This is a genomic window from Caballeronia sp. INML1 (assembly GCF_023631085.1).
GTDB lineage: Bacteria > Pseudomonadota > Gammaproteobacteria > Burkholderiales > Burkholderiaceae > Caballeronia > Caballeronia turbans.
The window spans coordinates 1-18,781 of the sequence record NZ_JALQDT010000075.1 but is presented as its reverse complement, the minus strand read 5'-3'; the positions used below and the strand labels follow the sequence as shown (position 1 = coordinate 18,781).

The window sequence follows — 18,781 nt, the reverse complement described above, 5'->3', positions numbered from 1 at the left end:
TCTTGGAGACATCGTAGGACGGGCTGATTTCGCCGTCAATCCTTTTCTCAAATAAATGGAATGTTTTGTCTCTAAAAAATTCGGAATTTTAGAGTGGGCTGACGGTGCGACCGCCGCCGGGGCTCGCGTGACGGGCGTCTCGGCGGGAAGAGGGAATTAGCGCGCCACTGGATGATGGCGCGCCATGAGCGACAGGCCATCGGAGGCATCCATGAGCGTGGCGAGCTTCACGGCGGTTTCGCGCAATTGCGGCACCGCCTGGAGCAAGTCGTTGAGATTGGCGCGGGCGGTCGGTGCATGCGCGGCGAGACACGCCAGCACCCGCCCGGTCGCGGTTTCGGTGATGGGAACCGCGACGGCGACCATCCCCAGCACGAACTCCTCGTTATCGATGCCGATGCCACGCGCGGCGAGCCGGTCGAGTTCTGTTTCGAGCAAGGTGCGATCGGTGAGCGTGCGATGCGTCCTCTTCGTGAGCGTGAGCCGGCCGAGGATTTGACGACGCTCGGCGAGCGGCATCTGCGAAAGGAACAACTTGCCGCTTGCGGTGCAATGCAGCGGCACTCGCATGCCGGCCTGCATATGAAGGCGCAGCGGCTCGGCCGTCTCGACGCGTTCTATATAAAGGACCGTATCGCCATCGAGCGCAGTGAGATTGCAGCTTTCGCCGATGACGTCGACGAGCGCGCGCAGGATCGAGCGGCAGCCGCGCGTGAACGAGTTATTGGCAAGCGTGGCCAGTGCGAGCTGGGCGGCGCGCGGTCCGAGTGCGATCCCGCGGTCGGTGCCGCGCGAATCGGGCATGTGCGTCACATAGCCTTGCGCCTCGAGCGAGTCGATCAGCCGCAGCAGTGTTGCTTTGGGAATGCGCACGCGCGCCGCGAGTTGCGACAGCGTGTAGGCATGGCCGGCCGCGGCCAGTTGTTCGAGTACCGCGAGCGGACGGAGCGTCCGCGCTTCATCGCCGGCATGCCCGGCGGGATCGAGATGTGTGACGTCGCGCATGAGCCGGAAACGGAACGTTTGGTTTCGAATTACGGCTACTTTACGCGCCCTTTCCCCGGATGCGCCACAATTTTCGGAATGGGCGGTTGCGTTTTTATTGTTCGCGAATGCGCCTCAAAACGTCTTGCCTAGCTCCGCTGCGGCTTCCTTGAGGCGCGGGACCATTTCCAGCGCGCGCGAGAGCGGCGTGCGCGATACCGGCGCGTGAACGGCGATCGCCGCGATGCATGAGCCGTTGGCATCGGCGATCGGCGCCGCCGCGCACACGATGCCCTGAACGAACTCCTCGTTGTCGATCGCAATTCCCTTCTTCGCGATGCGGTCGAGTTCCGCTTCGAGCATTTCCGTGTCGGTGATGGTGTTAGCGGTGTAGCGCTCGAGTTTCATCGCGCGCACGAGCGCATTGCGTTCCTCGCGCGGCTGCAACGCGAGCAGCAACTTGCCGCTCGCGCTGCACCAGACGGGCACGTGCGAACCGGGCTTCAGATCGAGCCGCAGCGGCCACGGCGCTTCCACGCGGTCGAGATACAAGACCTCGTTTTCATGCAGCATCGTGAGATTGCACGTTTCGCCGAGATCGGATACGAGCCGCGTGAGGATCGCGTGCCGTAACCGCCGCGCGCCCGCGTGCGTCATCACATTGAGGCCCAGTTGCGCGAGGCGCGGGCCGACGACATACGCGTTCTTGTCGCCGGGTTCGCGGATCACCAGTCCGCCCGCTTCGAGCGACGCGAGCATGCGGTGCAGCGAGGGCTTCGGCATGCCCATGTCGTCGGCCATGTCCGTCAGCGACACCGGGCTGCCTGCCTGCACCAGGTATTCTAGCAACGCGAAGGCTCGCAGCGTGGGTGTATCGGGCTTGTCCATCGGCATGATTTCCAGTGAATTCGTTCGACATTATTTTAAATGAGGTGCGGATCCACGCCGCTCTGGCCGTTTGGATAAAAATAAACGAAATGAATTGTTCCGGAAAAACATAGTTGCTATGCTGGAGCCTCTGCCACGGGAGACGAAGCCTCATGATGCGCGACACATGGTTGGACGAGCCGGACCGGAGCGTGTCCGTGCGCACGCTTTTCGGCATCGATACGGACCTGCACGTGCCGGCGTTCAGCACGCGCGACCCGCATGTTCCGGAAATCGACGAGGCGTATCGCTTCAATCCCGAGGTCACGCTGGCCATTCTCGCGGGCTTCGCATGTAACCGCCGCGTGATGGTGCAGGGTTTGCACGGCACCGGAAAATCGACTCATATCGAGCAGGTGGCGGCGCGGCTTAACTGGCCGTGCATGCGCGTGAATCTGGATGGCCACGTGAGCCGGCTGGATCTCGTCGGAAAGGACGCAATCGTCGTACGGGACGATGTGCAGGTCACCGAGTTTCAGGAAGGTATCGTGCCATGGGCGCTGCAACGGCCGGTCGCGCTCGTGTTCGACGAATACGACGCCGGCCGCCCCGATGTGATGTTCGTGATCCAGCGCATTCTGGAGCGCGACGGCAGCTTCACGCTGCTCGACCAGAACCGGGTGATTCAGCCGCATCGTTTCTTTCGCCTGTTCGCGACGACGAATACGATCGGCCTCGGCAATCTGAACGGCATGTATCACGGCACGCAAATGCTGAATCATGCGCAGATCGACCGCTGGAACGTGGTCGCGACCCTGAACTATCTGTCGCGTGAAGAAGAGGCGCGCATCGTGCTCGCGCGCGTGCCGCGTCTCGATGACGACGCGGGCCGGGCGCTCGTCGATTCGATGGTGAGCATGGCCGGGCTCACGCGGCGCGGCTTCGCTGCGGGCGATCTGTCGACGCTGATGTCGCCGCGTACCGTCATCAACTGGGCCGAAAACTGCGAAGTTTTCCACGACGCGAAGCTCGCGCTGCGTCTCACTTTCCTGAACAAATGCGACGAAGCGGAACGGCCGATCGTTGCGGAATATTTTCAGCGCGCGTTCGGCGAGGAACTGGACACGCCATCTCAGTGGCACGACGAGTCGGCAACGTGAACGGGCCGCGTGAACTCGCGCGACGCGATGCGTTATGCGCGGCGACCGTGCGGGCCTTGACGGGCGATGAAGCGTTGCACTATCGCGGCGGCAGGCTGTATCGCCACTTGCGGCCGGTGCCCTTCTATGCGCCGCATTTGCGCGGCGAGCGCAGGGACGAAGAAGACGTCGATTCGACACGCGGCGCCGCCGACGCGTCCGCGTTGCGCATCGCATATTCGGACGCCGCGCTGCATCGGCACATGACGCCCGATGAACCCGTCGAGCGCATGGTGTTCGACATGCTGGAGCAGTTGCGTTGTGAAACGCGCGTGCCTGTCGGCATGGAAGGCGTGAGGCGCAACGTGCGGCATCGTTTCGACGCGTGGTCGCTCGCGTGCTACGAGGCGGGCGTGCTCGACAGCGATATCGGCCTCTTGATGTACACCGTCGCTCAAATGGCCGAATCGCGCCTGTCCGGGCGCGCCGTGCTCGAAGCGACCGAAGGACTCATCGAGGCCACGCGCGCGGCGCTCGCGCCATCGCTCGGGCATGCGCTTGCGGGCATGCGGCGGCATTGCGCGGATCAACGTGCGTATGCGGTTCATGCGCTCGACGTCGCGCTAAAGATCGGCGAAATGGTGCGCGACGTGCGGCACGCGTTCGTCGAAAATAACGCTTCATCCGATGACGAGAAGGAAGAGGCCGCGCGCACGATGCTCGGCGCGTGGTTCGATATCGACGATGAAGAAGGCAACGTCGAACGGCTCGCGCTCGCCGCGAGCGGCGAGAGCACCGCGCGTGAGGCGTCGGGTGAGAACTATCGCGTGTTCACCACGCGCCACGACAAGACGATTCGCCCGGCTGCGCTGATACGCCCCGCGCTGTTGCGTGAATATCGCGAGCGTCTCGACGATCTGATCGCGGCGCGGCATATCAACGTGCCGCGTCTCGCGCGCATGCTGCAAGCGGCCATTACCGTGCCGCATCGCGACGGCTGGTCGTTCGGCGAGGAAGAAGGGCGCATCGACGGACGTCGCCTCGCGCAAGTGGTGGCGTCGCCGGATGAGCGACGCGTCTTCAGGCGCGAGCGGGAACGTCCGCATGCGGATTGCGCGGTGAGTTTTCTCATCGATTGCTCGGGTTCGATGAAGGCGAGCATCGAGCCTGTCGCGGTGATGATCGATGTGCTCGTGCGCGCACTCGGCATGGCGGGCGTCGCGACCGAAGTGCTCGGCTTCACGACCGGCGCATGGAACGGCGGCCGCGCGAAGCTCGACTGGCTCGCGAAGGGCCGGCCGAAGTATCCGGGCCGGCTCAATGAAGCGTGCAACATGATCTTCAAGGAAGGCGATGCGAGCTGGCGTGCAGCGCGCGGCGACATTGCGGCGCTGTTCAAGGCCGATCTGTTTCGCGAAGGCGTCGATGGCGAAGCGGTGGACTGGGCGTGTTCGCGACTCGCTGCGCGTGCGCAAGCGCGGCGCATCGTCGTCGTGATCTCCGATGGCAGCCCGATGGACAGCGCAACCGCACAGGCCAACGATCCGAACTATCTCGATCAGCATTTGCGCGAAGTCGTCGCGAAGCACGAGGCGGCGCGCATGGTCGAGGTGCTCGGGCTCGGCGTGGGGCTCGATCTGAGTCCGTATTACCGGCATCACTTTGCGGTGGATCTGTCCAGCGCGCCGGATATGACCTTATTCGCGAAGCTCGCTGCATGGCTCGGCGCGCGGCGCAGACACAGCACTTAGCGCGCGGTCTGTGTCGTCTGATTCGAAGAGGCCGATAAAAACGATTCGCGACGCTTCGACGTGCCGGCATCGCGTGACATGCCAGCGCTTGGCGACGACATGAATCTGCGCACAGGTGCCATCGACAAGCCGCACGAAACCTTTGGCGCGCAAGAGCCGGTCGCTGAACGACGCGCATGCGGCATTGCGCGAGCAAAAGAGGATTTCGGCCCCGTATGACCCGACAAAAGGGTCGGCCGTAGTGCCAGAAAGGGCTCATCGCCAGGGCCAGCGGCGCGCCGTGGCGCCTCCCATGAAGAGCGGCCTGGCACTAACGATGATTCCGGCGTGGCTCTAAACGGTGCGCGAAGTTAGGTGCAGTATGAGGGTACTTTCCAAGGAGTTATCGGTGGCTACTCTCGATTACGTTGCGCCGGCCCTTCGTGGCGCGTGCGCCCCATACGATCCGCTTTACGACCCGCTCGTCTCGCCCATCGGCCGTCAGGCGATGGACTATGCGCCGACCTACTGGGTCGCGACCGCCGGCGAGCCGCCCGATGACGACGGACCTTTGTCCGGCGACGCCGACGTCGATGTGCTGATCGTCGGCGCGGGATTCACAGGCCTCTCGACTGCGCTCTTTCTCGCGCGGGAGCACGGCATCCGCGCGACCGTCGTCGATGCGAACCGCACCGCGTGGGGCTGCACGAGCCGCAACGGCGGGCAAGGGCAGAACGCGAGCGGCCGTCTCTATCGCTCTCAATGGATCGAGCGATGGGGCAAGCAGACGGCGCTCAGGCTCGACGCGGAAATCCGCGAAGGCTTCGACACCTTCAAGACACTGATCGGCGAATTCGCATGCGATCCGCAGCCGGGCGGGCATCTGTACATCGCCCATCGGGCGCGCAAGATGGACTTTCTCGCGAACGAATGCAAGGTGATGCGCGATGTCTTCGGCTACGACGCGCGCATGCTGAGCGCGAAGGAAGTCGCGCAATCGTATGTCGACGATCGCGAAAACTGCGGCGCGCTGCTCGAACCCGATGGCATCGGCGTGCATCCGCTCAAGCTCGCATTCGGTTATATGCGCATGGCGCGCTCGCTCGGCGTGAAGGTGCATACGAGCACGCCCGTGCTCGGCGTCGAGACGGTTCGCGGCGTGCATCACGTGCGCACGCCGCGCGGCGTGATTCGCGCGAAGGCGGTTGCCTTTGCGACCGGCGGCTATACGCGCAACGACATGCATCGCGCGCTGTCCGCGAAGATCATGCCGATTCTCTCGAACTCGCTCGTCACGCGGCCGCTCACGCAGGAAGAACTCGAATCGACCAACTTCCGCACGCATCAGGTCATCACCGATACGCGCACGCTGCGCTTTTACTATCGGCTGCTGCCGGACAATCGCGTGCAGATCGGCAGCCGCAGCGCGATCACGGGCGCGGATGCGGCGAACCCGCGGCACATGGATGTGCTCATCGAAGGCTTGCATCGCAAGTTCCCATCGCTGAAGGGCATTCGCATCGACTATTCGTGGTGGGGCTGGGTCGATGTGAGTCACGACATGATGCCGCGCGTCGCGCAGCCCGATCCGCATGAAAGCGTCTTCTACGCGGTCGGATACGGCGGCAACGGCGTGTCGTTTTCCGCGCACGCGGGGCGGCGCATGGCCGAGCGCGTCGCGGGCAAGTGGCAACGCAGCCGCGACGATCTGCCGATCTACGACTCCGCGCTCGAATATCCGAACGTGATGGGCATGGTGCGATGGAAAGGCTTCGCGCCCTTCCGCCGCGTCGGCCAACGGTTCCTCTATCACAAGTATCTGGCGCAGGACGAGAAGCGCTGAACCTTGCTGACTCTTTCGCAACGCACTGAAAACATCGACACATGAGCACTCAAACGAATCAGGATTATGTCCGGCTGCTGGAAACTTTCAACGATGCGTGGAATCGCCACGACCTCGATGCATTGATGAACTGCATGGCCGAAGAATGCGTCTTTCACGGCGTGGCCGGACCCGATGCGCTGGGCCGCACGTTCAAGGGCCGCGACGAGGTCCGCAAGGGCTTCGCGCTTGCGTGGGAAACCTTCCCCGATGCATCGTGGAAAGAGGGCGAGCATTTCGTGAGCGGCGAGCGCGGCGTATCGGAATCGACGTTTCGCGGCACGAAAGCGGACGGCTCGCGTATCGAGGCCCGCATGGTGGACGTCTTCACGTTCAGCGACGGCAAGATCGCCGTGAAGAACGCGTATCGCAAGGACCGACCGGCGCTTTGAAGCGATGTAGAGACGATCCAGTGAAATGACTCGACTCGCCGGCAACGAACCGGCGAGCGAGCCTCGAATCGACACAAGCAAAGCAGGAGACGACATGCAAGCGAACACGGAGCAAGGCGATCTCAAGTGTGGCCTCAAACAGCGCCACATGACGATGATCGCGCTGGGCGGCGTCATAGGCGCCGGACTTTTCGTCGGCAGCGGTGTGGTGATTCAGCAGGCCGGGCCCGCCGCGATTCTCTCGTTTCTCATCACAGGCGGCCTCGTGGTCCTCGTCATGCGCATGCTGGGCGAAATGGCCTGCGCGATGCCCGCTGTCGGCTCGTTCTATGAATATGCGCGCCTCGCCTTCAAGACGCAGCGCGGGCCCGGCCGGCTCGCCGGCTTCCTGACGGGCTGGATGTACTGGTACTTCTGGGTCATCGTGATCGCGCTGGAAGCGGTCGCGGGCGCGAAGCTGGTGCAGTTCTGGGTACCCGACGTGCCTGCATGGATCATCAGTCTCGTGCTGCTCGTCGTGCTCACGCTGACCAACCTCATTTCAGTCGGCAGCTATGGCGAGTTCGAGTTCTGGTTCTCGTCGATCAAGGTCGGCGCGATCATCGTGTTCCTGTTCCTCGGCGGCCTCTACGTATGCGGTTTCTGGCCGGCGTCGATGCACACGACCGATGTCGCCACGACCTTTCTCGGCCACGGCGGATTCATGCCCAAGGGCATCGGGCCGGTGATGACGGGCGCGGTCGCGGCGACAGGCTTCTACTTCGGCGCCGAGATCGTCACGATTGCAGCGGCTGAAGCGAAGGAGCCCGCGAAGGCCGTCGCGAAGGCGACCAACTCGGTCATCACGCGCGTGCTCGTGTTCTACGTCGGATCGGTGGCGCTCGTCGTCGCGCTGGTGCCCTGGAATTCGCATCAGATGGCAACGCCTTACGTGAGCGCGCTCGAAGTGATGGGCATGCCCGCCGCAGCCAACGTGATGAACGCGATCGTGCTCACCGCCGTGTTGTCCGCGCTCAATTCGGGTCTCTACGCTGCATCGCGCATGCTGTTCGCGTTGACGCGTCACGGCGATGCCCCGCTCGGCCTCGCGAAGGTCAACAAGCGCGGTGTGCCGGTGCGGGCCATTCTGCTCGGCACGGTGTTCGGTTACGTGTCCGTGGTGATGTCGTATGTCTCGCCGGATACGGTGTTCGCGTTTCTCGTCAATTCGTACGGCACGGTGGCGATCTTCGTGTACCTGCTGATCGCGTTCTCGCAATTGCGTCTGCGCGCCCGCATGACGAGCTTCGAAGCGAACGACCTGCGCGTGCGCATGTGGGGATTTCCCTATCTCACATGGCTCGCGATCTTCGGGATGACCGCGATCCTCGTCGCGATGGCTTTCATTCCCGACCAGCGCAAGCCGCTGTGGCTGGGCGTCGCGAGCCTCGGCATTCTGATCGTCGCGTATGTCGTGTTCAAGCGCGGCCGCAAGGAAGCCGAGATCGAAGACGACGCGCATTCGACCCGGCATCTGCAAACGGTCGAACGATAAGCACTGAGATGAGCGCCGGTTTGCTGCATTGCAAACCGGCTGATTTACTCTCTGAACGTCCTGGCGGTTTCTTCGGCGGTGCGACGCAGATCGGGTTCGAACGCGAGCAGTTGATCGAGCGCGACGCGTCCGACCGGCGCCTGAATGGCGATCGCCGCGCACGCGCGATTGCGATCGAGCATTACCGGCACCGCAATCGCAACGAGGCCCTGCAAATGCTCCTGGTTATTGATGGCGAGCATGCGGCGGCGCGTCAACGCGAGTTCGCGGCGCAGCGCGTCGCGATCGGTGATCGTGCGCTCCGAATACGAGCGTAGCGGCAGGCGCTCGATCATGCGCTCGCGCCGCTCCTTCGGCAGGAAACTCAGCAGCAGCTTGCCGCTTGCCGAGCAATGCAGCGGCACATGCGAGCCCGGCTGCAAATGCATGCGCAACGGCCAGCCTGTTTCCACGCGATCGACATAGACGACGTCGTTACCCGCGAGCATCGTCAGATTGCAGGTCTCACCGACGCGCGCGACGAGCTGTTCAAGCAGCGCATGACGCGCCGCTGCGGGGCCCGCGTGCATCAACACGTTGATGGCGAGCGTGCGCACGCGCGCCGAGCATTCGTAGAGCTTGTCGCTCGCGCCGCGTGTCACGAGCCATGCGTCCATCAGCTGCACGAGAATGCGATGCACGGTCTGCTTGGGCAGGCCCAATGCATCGACGAGCTCGGTCATCGAAAGCGGGCGATTCGCTTCGGCGAGCGTTTCGAGCACGCGGAACGCGCGCACAGCGGCGGCATTCGATTGGTTCGACGTCACGTTGCCTTGTCTCCGTCTTACTGGTTTGCGTTTTCCTTTTATTGTGCGTCGAAAATACCGGTTTTCGGGACTCGTGAAAGTCCCGAAAAGCTGAATTTCCGATGCTCGCGATATCGCTGCATGCGTTAGTCCAGAAAACGGGACCGCGCGATGAACACGGCTGACTAGATTGGGAAGCATCGCCAATCTTCCAACAGCCGAGGTTTATCGCATGAATCACATGGCAAGCGGCGCGACGCTCGCGCGTCCCGGCGAGAACGCGCCGAACACACAGGAACCCGATGTGGAACGCGAGGTCGCTGCGCTCGTGACGCGAGCGCGCGCCGCGCAACAGCGCTTCGAGCAAGCGGGACAGGAGACCCTCGACATCGCCGCCGCGGCTGCCGCGTGGGCGATCATGGAGCCGCAGCGCAACCGGCTGCTGGCGGAACTGGCCGTACGCGACACGGGCCTCGGCAACGCCGACGACAAGTTCCGCAAGAACCATCGCAAGACGCTCGGGCTGCTGCGCGATCTTCACGGCGTCGCGACGACAGGCGTCGTTGCGCGCGACGAGGAACGCGGCATCGTCGAGATTGCGCGTGCGGTGGGCGTGGTCGCGGCGATCACGCCATCGACGAATCCGGCCGCGACGCCCGCGAACAAGATCATCAACGCGCTCAAGTGCGGCAACGCGGTCATCGTCGCGCCTTCGCCGAAGGGCTATTCGTCGTGCGCGTTGCTGATCGGCTTCATTCACGCCGAGTTCGCGAAGGCCGGTCTCGATCCCGATCTCGTGCAGATGTTGCCGCATCCGATCGGCAAGGCGGCGACCGCTGCGTTGATGCGGCTCGCCGATCTCGTCGTCGCGACCGGCTCGCAGGCCAACGTGCGCATGGCCTATACGAGCGGGACGCCGGCATTCGGCGTAGGCGCCGGCAACGTTGCATCGATCGTCACGGCGAACGCGAATCCCGATGACGCGGCGCGCAAGATCGCCGTCTCCAAGACGTTCGACAACGCGACGAGTTGTTCGTCGGAGAACAGCGTCGTGATCGAAGACGCCATTTACGCGTGCATGCTCGATGGGTTGACGAAGCAAGGCGGCGTACTGCTCGACGCAGCGCAGAAGGCGCAATTGCAGGCGGCAATGTGGCACGACGGCAAGCTCTCCGCGCGCTGCACCGCACGCTCGGCGACGGTGATCGCGCGCGAAGCGGGCCTCGACGATATCGCCGCGCGCGCGCCGAAGTTCCTGATGGTCGAAGAGACCGGCTACGGTTCTCAGCATCCGTTCTCCGGCGAAAAGCTCTCGCCCGTGCTCGCGGTCTATCGCGCGCGCGACATCGGCGCGGCCATCGATATCGTGCGCGGCATCTACGGCTACATGGGCGCGGGCCATTCGGTCGGCGTGCATGGCGCGGACGACGCGCTCGCCGTTACGCTCGGCATGCATTTGCCGGTGGCGCGCGTGATCGTCGATCAGGCGCATTGCCTCGCGACCGGCGGCAACTTCGACAACGGCCTGCCGTTCTCGCTCTCGATGGGCTGCGGCACATGGGGCGGAAACAATTTCTCGTCGAATCTCGGCTATCGGCAGTACCTGAACGTCACGCGCGTCGCGTACCCGATAGCGGAACGCGTGCCCGAAGTCGACGCGCTTCTCGGCGACTACTTCCGGAGGGTCGGGCGATGAGCGCCGTGCCGGATCGAATCGTTGCGCCTGCCCGGTTGCCGCGCGATGCATCGACGTTGCGTGCGTTGATCGACGCGCGCGCGCAAAGCGCACCCGACAAGCCGTTTCTGCTCTCCACCGCTCGCGACGACGTGCTGACGTTCGGCGCATTGCGCGACGATTGCATCGCGCTCGAAGCACGCTTCAAGGCGGCCGGCCTGCAACGGGGCGACGTGGTGTCGGTATTCATGGGCAACGGCATCCAGACCGCGCGCCTGCTGCTCGCGACGATGTACAGCGGTCTCGTCGCCAATCCGTTGAACCTGCTGTGCCAGCCTTCGCAGTTGAGCTATATCGTCGAGCATTCGGATACGCGCATGATCTTCGTCGCGGACGATACGCACGACACGATCGTCGAAGCGATCGATGCGTTGCGGCGCGAAGGCATGGATCGCGAGATCGCGGTGGTGCGCACCACGCCGGCGTCGGGCGCAATGCCGGATATCCCGGCGCTTTCATCGCGCGCGACGCCGCTCGTGCGCGATGAAACGCCCGGCACGCGGATCGTCGCGAGCGACGCGGGCGCCATGAATTCCGGCGATACCGCGCTGCTCATGTACACGTCGGGCACGACGGGCGCGCCCAAGGGCGTGCTGCTGAGTCATCGCAGCCTGCTTGCGAACATGCGCCATATCAGCGCGGAGCATCACCTCTGCGACGACGATCGCGTGCTCGTGTCGCTGCCGCTCTATCACATCAACGGTCTCGTGGTCGCGCTGCTGACACCGCTCTGGCACGGCGGCTCGGCGGTGATGACGCCGCGCTTTTCCGCGCGCACGTTCTGGCGCGAGGCTTCGCATTCCGGCTGCACGTGGATCAATGTGGTGCCGACCATCGTCGCCTATCTGTTGAATGCCGAGGGCGAGCATGACTGCGATCTGTCGGCGCTGAAGTTCTGCCGCAGCGCATCGGCGGCGCTGCCGGCCGATCATCATCGCGCATTCGAGGCGCGCTTCGGCATCGGTGTCATCGAAACGATGGGGATGACGGAGACCGCCGCGCCGGTGTTCAGCAACCCGTATGACCCAACGATGCGAAGACTCGGCAGCATCGGTTTGCCATCGGGCGGCGAAGCGAAGATCGTCGATACCGACGGCCGTGAATGCCTGCCGCATGAAACCGGCGAACTCGTGCTGCGCGGCGAGCAGCTGATGAGCGGCTACTACAAGCGCCCAGAAGAGACACGCAATGCGTTCACCGCAGACGGGTGGCTGCGCACCGGCGACCTCGGCTATCGCGACGAAGCGGGCTTCTTCTACATCAACGGGCGCGCGAAGGAACTCATCATCAAGGGCGGCGAGAATATCGCGCCGCGCGAGATAGACGAAGCGCTCCTGCGTCATCCGGGCGTGCTCGAGGCGGCCGCGGTCGGAGTGCCCGATGCGGCGTATGGGCAGGACATCGTCGCGTACATCGTGCCGAGCGGCGGCGCCACGTCGCTCGACGTGGCGGAACTGCGCGCGCACTGCCTGCGCGAGCTCGGCCGCTATAAAACGCCGCGTGAATTCCGCTTCACCGATGCATTGCCGCGCGGCCCGTCAGGCAAGGTGCAACGCCTGAAGCTCGTTCAGGATCCGCAGCCCGCGGGATAGGCAGAAGCGGATTCACTCACACGACATTCCACATCAGATGGACTGAAGGAGACACTGTGAACAAGCATCGTCAGCGCGTGAAGACGCGCCATATCATTCTCGGCGTCATGTGCCTGATGTACTTCATTTCGTACATCGACCGGGTGAACATCGCCGTGGCGGGACCGTTGATCCGGCAGGAGATGGGTCTGACGTCCGTGCAGCTCGGCCTCGTGTTCTCCGCGTTTGCTTATCCGTACGCGGTGATGCAGATCATCGGCGGATGGCTCGCCGATCGTTTCGGGCCGAAGCTCGTGCTCACCGTGCTCTCGCTCATCTGGGGCGCGGCGACGCTCGCGACGGGCTTCGCGGGCAGCATCGGCATGCTGGTGCTGTTGCGTCTCGCGCTCGGCATCGGCGAGGGCGGCGCGTTCCCGACCGCGACGCGCGCCTTCACGTTCTGGATGCCGGTGCACGAGCGCGGCTTCGCGCAAGGCATCACGCATAGCTTCGCGCGGCTGGGCGGCGCGGTGACGCCGCCGCTCGTGCTCGCGGTGGTCGCGACGAGCGGCTGGCGCGAGGCGTTCATTCTGCTCGGTATCGCGAGCCTCGCATGGACGGCGCTGTATCTCTTCGTCTTCACCAATTCACCCGATGAGAACCGCCGCGTAACGCCCGAGGAGACCGCTGAAATCGGCTATCGCGCGGGCGAATGCGCGCGTGCGAGAAAGAACCCGACGCCGTGGCGCAAGCTGATTCATCGCATGTGGCTCGTGACGTTCGTCGACTTCTGCTACGGCTGGCTGCTGTGGGTGTATCTGACGTGGCTGCCTTCGTACCTGAAGGAATCGCGCGGCTTCGATCTGAAGCATCTCGCCCTCTTCACCGCGCTGCCGCTGCTCGCGGGCGTGATCGGCGATACGCTCGGCGGCGTGATATCGGACCGCATCTACAAGATGACGGGGCGGCTGCGGCTCGCGCGTTGCAGCATTCTGGTCGTCGGCATGGGCGGCTCGCTCGCGTTCCTCATACCGATGGTCAATGCGCCGAGTCCCATCGCGGCGGTATGGTTCCTGACCGGATCGTTCTTCTTCCTCGAGATCACGAATCCCGTGCTGTGGACCCTGCCGCTCGATATCGCGGGCAAATATGCGGGCACGGCGGGCGGCATGATGAACACGGGCTTCGGTCTCGCCGGCATGGCGTCGCCGGTGGTGTTCGGCTACCTGATCCAGGAGACGGGCAGCTACAACGTGCCGTTCACGATCTCGGCGGCATTGCTTGCGGTTGGGGCGTTCGCCGCGCTCTTCATCGATACGAGCAAGACGGTCGAAGCCGATGAAGCGCGCGAGGCGCAGAATCGTGGCGATATGGGCGTGCCCGCGTTCGCGGGCGGGGCCGGACAGTGGCATGAGTAGCGCGCGCGCCGGGTGATCGCCCGACGAATTGTGTCGATTCGGCAAGGTCCCTCTGTTACGCTCCATCGTCCTTTGACTGGCGACGAGAAGATGAGTACGGAGCATGACATCAGGGAGCGGGCGGTGTCGCTTGCCGCCGCTGCCCAGGCGGCGGCGCAGCGCGGCGACCGTGATCGGGCGCTCGCCCTGTGGCGCGAGACGATCGAGCTCGAACCGCACGAAGTGCATTACGCCATTGCATCGACGAATGATCTGGCCGGGATGGGTGAGCCGTCGCTCGCGCTCGATGTCTGCGCGCAATGGATTGCACGGAACCCGGACAACGCGCTCATTCGCGTGCAGCGCGGGATCGTCTATCTGAACAACTGTTCGGATCGCGACAGCGCGATCGAGTGCCTGGCCGAAGCACTTTTCATCGACCCGGACAATCATGATGCGCACGCGGCGCTTGCCCAGATCTATCTGTTCGCGAGTCAACCGGAGTTGATGCGCTTTCATGCGAAGCAGGCGCTCATCAGGGCCGACGGCAAGAGCGCGCTGCGTCTTCGCGGTCGGTTTCTCTCGGATCACGGCGGGGTCATCGAACAGGCCAGCTCGATGCTCGCAGCCGCACCCGGCGATGCCGACATCCGGATGATGCTCGGCAAGGCGCTCTACATGCAGTGCCGTTTCGATGAGGCGCTCGATGCGTTCAGACGTGTCGTGGAGAGCGAGCCGTCCAGAGTGGAGGCCATCGGCGCTTTAGGCGATACGCTCATTTTGCTCGGACGCGAGCAGGAAGGCTGGCGCGTGCTCGAAGGACTCGCGAGCGATGAGCATGTGCTGGCGCACTATCCGGACATCGCGCCGCATCTCGCGAAAAAATGGCGCGGCGAGCCGCTGCAAGGTAAGCGTATCCTCGTCGCGTACCATGCGGGCATAGGCGACAATCTGATGCTGGCGCGCTACGCCAGGCAACTTGCGGATGCGGGCGCGTCGGTGCATTTCGTGTGTCGGCCCGAATTGCATCGGCTGTTTCGGGATCTCGACGGCGCGCAAAGCGTCGCGTCCGGCTGGCGAACGGACGAACTGGCTCATGTCGATTACTGGGTGTTCGACTATCTGTTGCCCGCTTACCTGGGCAGGGCGGGCATGTGCGGCGCCGGGCACGGATACATCCGCACGCGGCCCGAGGCGCGCTCGCGCTGGGATGCGTACATGCAGCCCTACGAGCACAAGCTGAAGGTGGGACTGTGCTGGTTCAGCGGGCCGCATAACTTCAGCGGCATCGACCGCTTCGTGCCGGCGCGCGCGCTCGGGCCGCTGTCCTCAATCGAAGGCGTCGAGTGGTTCATCCTGCAGAAGAATCAGGCGAACGCGCATCTGGCGAGACAATCCGGCATCCGCGCGCACGATCTGTCATCCCAATGGGACGACTTCGCCGACACGGCCGGCCTCGTCGATCATCTCGATCTCGTGATTTCCGTGGACTCGTCGCCATTGCATCTGGCAGGCGCCCTCGGCAAGCGCGCCTGGGCGATACTTCCTGCCGCGCCGGAATGGCGCTGGGGGCGGCAAGGCGAACAAACGGCGTGGTATCCGGACATGCGCTTGTATCGGCAGGCGCGCTTGCATGAGTGGGCGCCGGTCATCACGCGGATCGGGGATGATCTGCGTGAGTTGATCGGTCGCCGGCGGGACTCCTGCGATTGAACACGCAAGAGGCGCGCTCAGATCTTCCCCTCGCGCACGCGCCGCTCCAGCCTGAACACGCCTGGCGGAACGAAGTACGTCCCGAAGCGCACGAGACCCGTGCGCTTCAGGTGACAGGTCATCTCGAAGCTCACCTGCAAGCCCGGCTCGGGCGTGTCGACCATCTCCACGTCGATCGCCCGGATGCGCGGCTCGTACTTCACGAGCGTCGCTTCCATCTGCTCCTTGAGCGCCTGCGACGACGCGGGCAGCGCCTTGTAGATGTTGGTCAGATCGGGCAGCCCGTAGTCGGGCAGATGCTTGAGCGCCCCGGCCCGCGTGTTCAGGATGCGCCGCACGTTCTGCTGCACGCTCAGGACTTCGAGCGTGCGGTCGTCGAAGTCGCTGAGCGGCTCGCCGTCGATCTGACCGAGCAGCATTTCATAGAGGGATGGACCGGCTGGCATTGTCGCTCGCTTCAGACGGCTGCTTGCACCGACTCGCCGCGATCGATGAACTCGATCGTCAGATTGCCTTGCTCGGATTGCGCGAGACGGATCTCGGCAGGCGCGGCGGCGCTCGCCATGCGTGTGAGCAATTCGCGCGAGACCGTTGGCAGGATGCGCTGATCGAGGAACGCGTCGATATTGCGGGCACCCGAATCGCGCGACAGGCACATCTCGGCGAGCGATGCGATCAGCGTCTCGTCGCACACGAGCGTCACGTCATGCTGACGCTTCAGGCGAGCCGCGATCTTCGCGATCTTCAGCCGCACGATGCGGCCGAGCGCGCTCACGTCGAGCGGCCGGTAGACGAGCGTCTGGAAGCGCGCGAGCAGCGCAGGCTGAAAGTGCTTCACGAGCGGATCATGAATGGCGTCGAGCAGCGCGGCATGCGCGATGTCGGGCGTATCGGTCGTCGCGTCGTGAATCTGTTCGCTGCCGAGGTTCGACGTCATCAGGATCACGCAGTTGCGGAAGTCGATCTCGCGGCCTTCGCCATCGCGCATCGAGCCGCGGTCGAAGACCTGATAGAACATGTCGAGCACATCGCGATGCGCTTTCTCGACTTCATCGAGCAGCACGACGCTATAAGGGCGCTGGCGCACGGCTTCGGTGAGAACGCCGCCGCGCCCGTAGCCGACGTAACCCGGCGGCGAGCCCTTCAACTGCGATACCGTGTGCGCTTCCTGATACTCCGACATGTTGATCGTCGTGAGCGCGGCCTGGCCGCCGAAGAGCACATCGGCGAGCGCGAGTGCCGTCTCGGTCTTGCCAACGCCCGATGTTCCTGTCAGCAGGAACACGCCGAGCGGCGCATGCTCGCTCTTGAGTCCCGCCTTCGCGGTGCGCAGGCTTTGCGCAAGCATGCCGAGCGCGTCGTCTTGCGCGACCACGCGCTTTTGCAACTGGTCCTCGAGCGTGAGCAAGTTCAGCAGTTCGTCTTCAACGAGATTGCCGACCGGCACACCGGTCCATTCGGCGACCACGCGCGCGATGGCTTGCGCATCGACATCGGCGAAGATCAGCGGCGTCTTGCCCTGTGCTTCGGCGAGCGCGCTCTTGGCGGCGGCAAAGGCGTGGGCGTCGGGCTTTGTCGCACCGTCGCCGCGTTGTTCCAGGAGCGCGCGAACCAGCGACAGCTCACGCTCATAGCGCGCCTCGATCTCCGCGAGATCCTCGTTGGCCTGTGCGATCGCGGCTTCGAGCGCGTCGCGACGCGTGGCCGTATCGTCGATGCCCGCGCGCTCGTCCGCGTCGATGGTCGCGCGTTCGAGCGCAAGCGCCGCCACGGCCGCGCGGGCGCGCTGCAATTCGGCGGGCGGCGTATCGAGACCCATGCGCACGCGCGCGGCGGCCGTGTCGATCAGATCGACGGCCTTGTCCGGCAACTGGCGCGCGGGGATGTAACGGCGCGAGAGCCTGACCGCCGCGACGAGCGCTTCGTCGCGGATATGCACGTTGTGATGCTTCGCGTATCGGGTCGCGAGGCCGCGCAGCATCAGGCAGGCGGCATCGTCGTCCGGCTCCTCGACCTTCACCATCTGGAAGCGTCGCTCCAGCGCCGCATCGCGCTCGAAGTATTCCTTGTATTCCGTCCACGTCGTCGCGGCGATCGTGCGCAGTTCGCCGCGCGCAAGCGCCGGCTTCAAGAGATTAGCCGCATCGGAACCGCCGGCCGAATTGCCCGCGCCGATCAGCGTGTGCGCTTCGTCGATGAAGAGCACGATCGGTGTCGCCGAAGCCTTTACTTCGTCGATCACGTTTTTCAGGCGCTGCTCGAACTCGCCCTTTACGCCCGCGCCGGCTTGCAGGAGACCAAGATCGAGCGTGAGGATGCGCACCTCTCGCAACAGCGACGGCACGCTGCCTTGCGCGATGCGCAGCGCGAGCCCTTCGACGAGCGCCGTCTTGCCGACGCCCGGCTCACCGACGAGGATCGGGTTGTTCTTGCGGCGGCGCACGAGCACGTCGATCATCTGCTGGATTTCGCGATCGCGGCCGAACACGGGATCGATTTCGCCGCGACGCGCTTTCTCGGTCAGATCGATGGCGAAGCGTTCGAGTGCTTCGCCTTCGGTCGAGCGTGGCGTGGGTTGAGCGGCCGCTTTCGTATCGGATGCCGGCGTGCTTGCTTCATCGGCTTCATCGTCTTCCTGCGCGGGCGCGTTCTCGCACGACGCGCGCGCGAGCCGCGGCACAAGACGTTCGATCTGCGCGCCGGACAGCGAGAAAAGCGGCCATGCGTCTTGCGTGCGCATCACGTGCGGCGCGGCGATGATCGCGCGCAGCAGATGCGCCGAGCGGATCGTGCCTTCCATATCCTCACGCGAGGCGAGATTCCACGCATCCTGCAGCACGCTCGCGAGCTGGATGGACAGCGACGGCATGCCGCGCAGATTGCGCGGCAGACGATCGATCGCGGCGAGCAGCGCGTTCCAGATCGCATCCACGTCGATTTCATAGTGACGCAGGATCGCCGGAATATCCCCTTCGTCCGCTTCGATCAGCTTCAAGAGCCAATGCTCGACGGTGATTTCATCGGAAAGGCGCGTCTGGCACAGGCTCGCGGC

Annotated in this window: 15 protein-coding genes; 9 read left to right on the top strand and 6 right to left on the bottom strand. The window is 64.3% G+C overall.

From position 1 onward, the window contains the following. Positions 1–156 precede the first annotated feature (156 nt). Together NCR38_RS29650 and NCR38_RS29645 are read right to left on the bottom strand one after the other, a co-directional pair. Complete coding sequence (locus NCR38_RS29650) at positions 157–1,005, bottom strand: IclR family transcriptional regulator (protein ID WP_061119495.1); 849 nt, start codon at positions 1,003–1,005, stop codon at positions 157–159. 114 nt (positions 1,006–1,119) lie between these two features. Beyond that, positions 1,120–1,872: an IclR family transcriptional regulator gene (locus NCR38_RS29645; protein ID WP_061119494.1), complete on the bottom strand. Its 753-nt coding sequence runs from the start codon at positions 1,870–1,872 to the stop codon at positions 1,120–1,122. 152 nt (positions 1,873–2,024) lie between these two features. Here NCR38_RS29645 and NCR38_RS29640 point away from each other — a divergent pair, with 152 nt between their 5' ends. Together NCR38_RS29640 and NCR38_RS29635 are read left to right on the top strand one after the other, a co-directional pair. Then, complete coding sequence (locus NCR38_RS29640; protein ID WP_086961280.1) at positions 2,025–3,011, top strand: AAA family ATPase; 987 nt, start codon at positions 2,025–2,027, stop codon at positions 3,009–3,011. Next, the gene (locus tag NCR38_RS29635) at positions 3,008–4,741 is read left to right on the top strand and encodes a cobaltochelatase CobT-related protein (protein ID WP_061119493.1); all 1,734 of its coding nucleotides are present in this window, start codon (positions 3,008–3,010) and stop codon (positions 4,739–4,741) included. Before NCR38_RS29640 ends, NCR38_RS29635 begins: the two co-directional genes overlap by 4 nt. Here the strand turns inward: NCR38_RS29635 and NCR38_RS34550 are convergent. Beyond that, a complete protein-coding gene (locus NCR38_RS34550) occupies positions 4,688–4,876 on the bottom strand; it encodes a hypothetical protein (RefSeq protein WP_409241446.1) in 189 nt (62 codons plus the stop codon). The genes NCR38_RS29635 and NCR38_RS34550 overlap by 54 nt on opposite strands. 253 nt (positions 4,877–5,129) lie before the next feature. On the opposite strand from NCR38_RS34550, the gene NCR38_RS29630 reads away from it, so the two are divergent. The 3 genes from NCR38_RS29630 to NCR38_RS29620 all read left to right on the top strand — a co-directional run bounded on the left by NCR38_RS29630 (position 5,130) and on the right by NCR38_RS29620 (position 8,528). Next, positions 5,130–6,563 carry an FAD-binding oxidoreductase gene (locus tag NCR38_RS29630; protein ID WP_086961274.1) on the top strand — a complete coding sequence of 478 codons (1,434 nt, stop codon included), beginning with the start codon at positions 5,130–5,132 and terminating at the stop codon, positions 6,561–6,563. A gap of 41 nt (positions 6,564–6,604) precedes the next feature. Continuing rightward, on the top strand, positions 6,605–6,994 hold the full coding sequence (locus NCR38_RS29625; RefSeq protein WP_061119491.1) for a nuclear transport factor 2 family protein: 390 nt from the start codon (positions 6,605–6,607) through the stop codon (positions 6,992–6,994). Positions 6,995–7,088: 94 nt separating this feature from the next. Further along, on the top strand, positions 7,089–8,528 hold the full coding sequence (locus NCR38_RS29620) for an amino acid permease (protein WP_061119490.1): 1,440 nt from the start codon (positions 7,089–7,091) through the stop codon (positions 8,526–8,528). A gap of 44 nt (positions 8,529–8,572) precedes the next feature. Here NCR38_RS29620 and NCR38_RS29615 read toward each other — a convergent pair whose 3' ends face one another. After that, on the bottom strand, positions 8,573–9,334 hold the full coding sequence (locus NCR38_RS29615; RefSeq protein WP_061119489.1) for an IclR family transcriptional regulator: 762 nt from the start codon (positions 9,332–9,334) through the stop codon (positions 8,573–8,575). Between the two features lie 211 nt (positions 9,335–9,545). On the opposite strand from NCR38_RS29615, the gene sauS reads away from it, so the two are divergent. From sauS to NCR38_RS29595, 4 genes are all read left to right on the top strand, one after another. Beyond that, complete coding sequence (gene sauS / locus NCR38_RS29610) at positions 9,546–11,009, top strand: acylating sulfoacetaldehyde dehydrogenase (RefSeq protein WP_061119488.1); 1,464 nt, start codon at positions 9,546–9,548, stop codon at positions 11,007–11,009. After that, positions 11,006–12,640, top strand: a complete 1,635-nt coding sequence (locus NCR38_RS29605) for an AMP-binding protein (protein ID WP_250478064.1) — start codon at positions 11,006–11,008, stop codon at positions 12,638–12,640. The genes sauS and NCR38_RS29605 overlap by 4 nt, the downstream gene beginning before the upstream one ends. A 56-nt stretch (positions 12,641–12,696) precedes the next feature. Next, positions 12,697–14,037, top strand: a complete 1,341-nt coding sequence (locus NCR38_RS29600) for an MFS transporter (RefSeq protein ID WP_409219313.1) — start codon at positions 12,697–12,699, stop codon at positions 14,035–14,037. A gap of 90 nt (positions 14,038–14,127) precedes the next feature. Then, positions 14,128–15,729: a tetratricopeptide repeat protein gene (locus tag NCR38_RS29595; protein WP_061119486.1), complete on the top strand. Its 1,602-nt coding sequence runs from the start codon at positions 14,128–14,130 to the stop codon at positions 15,727–15,729. A gap of 17 nt (positions 15,730–15,746) precedes the next feature. On the opposite strand, the gene tssE is transcribed toward NCR38_RS29595, so the two are convergent. Together tssE and tssH are read right to left on the bottom strand one after the other, a co-directional pair. After that, a complete protein-coding gene (gene tssE, locus NCR38_RS29590; RefSeq protein ID WP_061119485.1) occupies positions 15,747–16,175 on the bottom strand; it encodes a type VI secretion system baseplate subunit TssE in 429 nt (142 codons plus the stop codon). Between the two features lie 11 nt (positions 16,176–16,186). Then, positions 16,187–18,781, bottom strand: a 2,595-nt coding sequence (gene tssH, locus NCR38_RS29585; RefSeq protein ID WP_250478063.1) for a type VI secretion system ATPase TssH, incomplete at its 5' end; no start/stop codon positions are given.